The following is a 3,279-nucleotide window of genomic DNA, read 5'->3' as shown; positions in this document are numbered from 1 at the left end:
GTGCCACCGGGGCCGGTGAGGGGGTCGGGCTGCGGGTGCGCGACGACGGCCTGGGTGCCGCTGAGCGGGGCGTCCTGCGGTGTGCAGGTGCCACCGGTGCCGCGCCCGCCGTCGACGTGCGGCGCCACGGCCTCGGGCGTCGCGGCTGGCGGATTCGCCGCCGACGTGACCGCCGTCGACGTTCCGGCGGCGTACGCGACAGTGCCCGTCCCGGCGAGGGACGGGCAGATGATCACCGCGAGGAGGAGCAGGAGCACGACGGCTGCCGACGGGCGGCGGCGCTGCTGCGGCTGTGGCTGCGGCACGTGCTTGCTCCTCTCCTGTTCGCCGGGGACTCGTCCGGGCCGATCCTCATACAAGATCTTTGTACGAGGAAGACGGGTCACCCATGCTACGGGCCCGGCCGCCGCGGGCCCGTCCGTCACATCTCCGGCGTGGCGGGAGCGAGCCGGGCGTCCTCGGCGGCGAGTGCCCGCAAGGCCGTGCGCTGGGCCCACCAGAGCAGGACACCTGTCGTGGCGGTCATCACGGCGGCGAAGGCGAGGTGCCCCGCCACCGTGTCCACGGCGGCGCCTGCCAGGGCGAGCACGGCGTGGCTGCCGAACCGGAGGGCGAGCAGCCCCAGAGCGATCTTGCGGGTCTTCTTGCCGTGCCAGAGCCGCTTCGCGAGCTTGAGCCGGGAGCGGAGCACGGTCAGCGAGACGACGAGGTTGACCGCGGCCAGGGGGATCAGGACCCAGAGCGCCTGGCCGGGGAACGCCTTGTACAGGTCGTACGAGCCGGACGCCACGGCCTCGAAGGCGAAGAACCAGACCGGCAGCGGCTCGATGTCGGCCGGGAGCGTCCGTGCGGTGGCCGGGGCGGTGACGGGGGCGGAGGTCGTGGTGTCCATGACGAAAATCCTGCCGTCGGGCGGGGAACGGCGGCAGATTCGAGGATCACCGGTGCGCGATGACTAATGTCATGGCCCCGGATGCGCCCGGGAGTACGAAAAAGGCCCCTCACCAGTGGTGAAGGGCCTTTTCCCGTCTGTGCGCCGCCAGGGACTCGAACCCCGGACCCGCTGATTAAGAGTCAGCTGCTCTAACCAACTGAGCTAGCGGCGCCTGCTGACGAGATAAATATACCTGGTCCCGGAGGGTGCTCTCGACCGCGGCGGGGCCGGGCCCCGGAGAGCCGGTGTCAGAGGGCCAGGGACAGCAGCAGCGGCGCCGCGTGCCGGTTCAAGGTGTCGGCCGCGCGGTACAGCCGGTGCGCGTGGGTGAGCGGGAGCGACAGCGCCAGGCAGCCGACGGCGCGCCCCGCGGTCATCGGGACGGCCGCGCAGACCGTCCCCACCGCGTACTCCTGGAGGTCGAGGACGGGCACGGTCGCGGGCCGGGCGTCGAGCTGGCGGAAGAGCGCCTTCTCGTTCGTGATCGTCCGCGAGGTGAGCCGGGCGGCCTTGTGGCGCGCGAGGTGGTCGCGGCGGTCGTCGTGGTCGAGCTGGGTGAGCAGGCACTTCCCGATGGCACTGGCGTGGGCGGCGGAGCGGAAGTCGACCCACTCGTTGACCTTGGGTGTCCGCGGCCCGTCGGCGTACTCCGTGATGCTGATCTCGCCGTCGATGTAGCGGCTCAGGTAGACGGCGGCGCCGACGGAGTCGCGCAGGACCGACAGGGACTGGCGGAGCCTGTTCCGCAGGGCGAGCTCGCGGGCGGGGCCGGAGCCCGTCAGCACCAGCGAGTCGCCCACGGTGTACGCGCCGTCTGGCAGCCGTTCCAGATACCCCTCGTGGCGGAGCATGGGCAGCAGCCGGGCGAGCTCGTGGGCGGACAGGCCGGATTCGCGCGCCATCTCGGCCTCGGTCATGCCGCCGGGCCGTGCGGCGACCGCCTCCAGGACCCGGAGGGCGTGCCGCACCGAGTGGAGCGGCGCCGTCGGCTCGGGCTTGAGGGCCACGTCATCCTCCTTGCGTACGAGGACGGAGTTCCGGGTCGCTCCGGGCTACTCCCGGGTTTCCCGCTCTCCACGATATCCACGAAAAGGGCGTTTGGGAGAGGGAGTTGACCGTATCGGGACCGGAGTGCGTGGCTCTGTTCAGCGGCGGGCCACCATGGCATATGCCTGCGACATGTGAGGTGCGTGAGGCGCCGGGAGAGGGGGTGAGGGGGAGGGTGAAGAAGATCGTAAAAATGGTGGCCTCCGGGAATAACCGGAGAGCTTCTCCGGTTTGTCGGTGGCGAAACGACCGTAGCGCGGCACGGCAGTGCCGCCGGACGACCAGGAAGGCGGGCGACCGTGGCCGACGTACAGGACGGTGACTTCATCCGGGGCGTGGCGCGGGGGAGTGCTCCCGTACCCCTTTCCGTGCTGGATCTCGCGACCGTCGGCAGCGGCCGGACCGCCGGGCAGGCGCTCGCCACCACCGTGGAGCTCGCGAAGCTCGCCGAGCGCCGGGGCTACCACCGCTTCTGGGTCGCCGAGCACCACTCCATGCCCGGGATCGCGAGCTCCTCCCCGGCCGTCGTCCTGGGTCACATAGCCGCCCACACCGACCGTATCCGCCTCGGTTCGGGCGGCGTGATGCTGCCCAACCACGCGCCGCTGGTCATCGCCGAGCAGTTCGGCACGCTGGAGGCGTTCGCCCCGGGCCGCGTCGACCTCGGCCTCGGGCGCGCGCCCGGCACGGACGGCGCGACCGCCGCCGCGCTGCGTCGCCAGGACCGGCTCCAGGAGGGCGCGGACGACTTCCCGCAGCAGCTCGCCGAGCTGACCCGGTTCCTGGACGACGACTTCCCCGACGGGCACCCCTACTCCCGCATCCACGCCGTGCCCGGGCCCGTGCAGGGGCGCGTCCCCGGCGGGGTGCAGCGGGCCGACCGTCCGTCGGTCTGGCTGCTCGGCTCCTCCGGCTTCAGCGCGCGGCTGGCGGGAGTGCTGGGTCTGCCGTTCTCCTTCGCGCACCACTTCTCGTCCGCCAATACGGTTCCGGCGCTCGACCTCTACCGCGAGTCCTTCCGGCCGTCCGAGATCCTCGACCGGCCCTACGCGAAGATCGGCGTCCAGGCCTTCGCCGCGGAGGACGCCGCCGAGGCCCGCCGCCAGGTGCGTACGGGCTCCCTCTCGATGCTGCGCCTGCGCACCGGCCGTCCCGGTCTCGTCCCGACGCCGGAGGAAGCGGAGACGTACGACTACAGCCCGGCCGAGCAGGACTTCGTCGACGACTGGCAGTCCAACGTGGTGCACGGCACGCCGGATGAGGTGGCGGAGGGGCTGCGGGGGCTGGTGAAGCGGACG

Annotated in this window: 3 protein-coding genes, 1 tRNA gene and 1 pseudogene; 1 reads left to right on the top strand and 4 read right to left on the bottom strand. The window is 72.1% G+C overall.

The window, feature by feature from the left end; translation table 11 throughout:
• The 4 genes and pseudogenes from K6I34_RS34120 to K6I34_RS34105 form a co-directional block, all read right to left on the bottom strand.
• A pseudogene (locus K6I34_RS34120) lies at window positions 1-305 on the bottom strand (hypothetical protein); the annotation flags it as partial.
• 116 nt (window positions 306-421) lie between these two features.
• Entirely contained in the window at window positions 422-892 is a 471-nt protein-coding gene (locus tag K6I34_RS34115) for a hypothetical protein (RefSeq protein ID WP_229331917.1), read from the bottom strand.
• Between the two features lie 140 nt (window positions 893-1,032).
• Window positions 1,033-1,106: transfer RNA gene (locus tag K6I34_RS34110), tRNA-Lys, on the bottom strand.
• 76 nt (window positions 1,107-1,182) lie between these two features.
• Window positions 1,183-1,941, bottom strand: coding sequence for an IclR family transcriptional regulator (locus tag K6I34_RS34105; protein WP_229331916.1), 759 nt, complete (start codon window positions 1,939-1,941; stop codon window positions 1,183-1,185).
• A gap of 339 nt (window positions 1,942-2,280) precedes the next feature.
• Between K6I34_RS34105 and K6I34_RS34100 the strand changes: the two genes are divergently transcribed.
• On the top strand, window positions 2,281-3,279 hold a 999-nt coding region (locus tag K6I34_RS34100), incomplete at its 3' end, for an LLM class flavin-dependent oxidoreductase (RefSeq protein WP_229331915.1).

The organism is Streptomyces sp. UNOC14_S4 (genome assembly GCF_020740835.1).
Lineage (GTDB): Bacteria > Actinomycetota > Actinomycetes > Streptomycetales > Streptomycetaceae > Streptomyces.
This window is presented reverse-complemented; position numbering and strand designations above follow the sequence as displayed.

Excerpts from the sequence above, each read along its gene's own strand:
- K6I34_RS34115 (WP_229331917.1), bottom strand. The coding sequence starts at position 892 with ATGGACACCACGACCTCCGCCCCCGTCACCGCCCCGGCCACCGCACGG.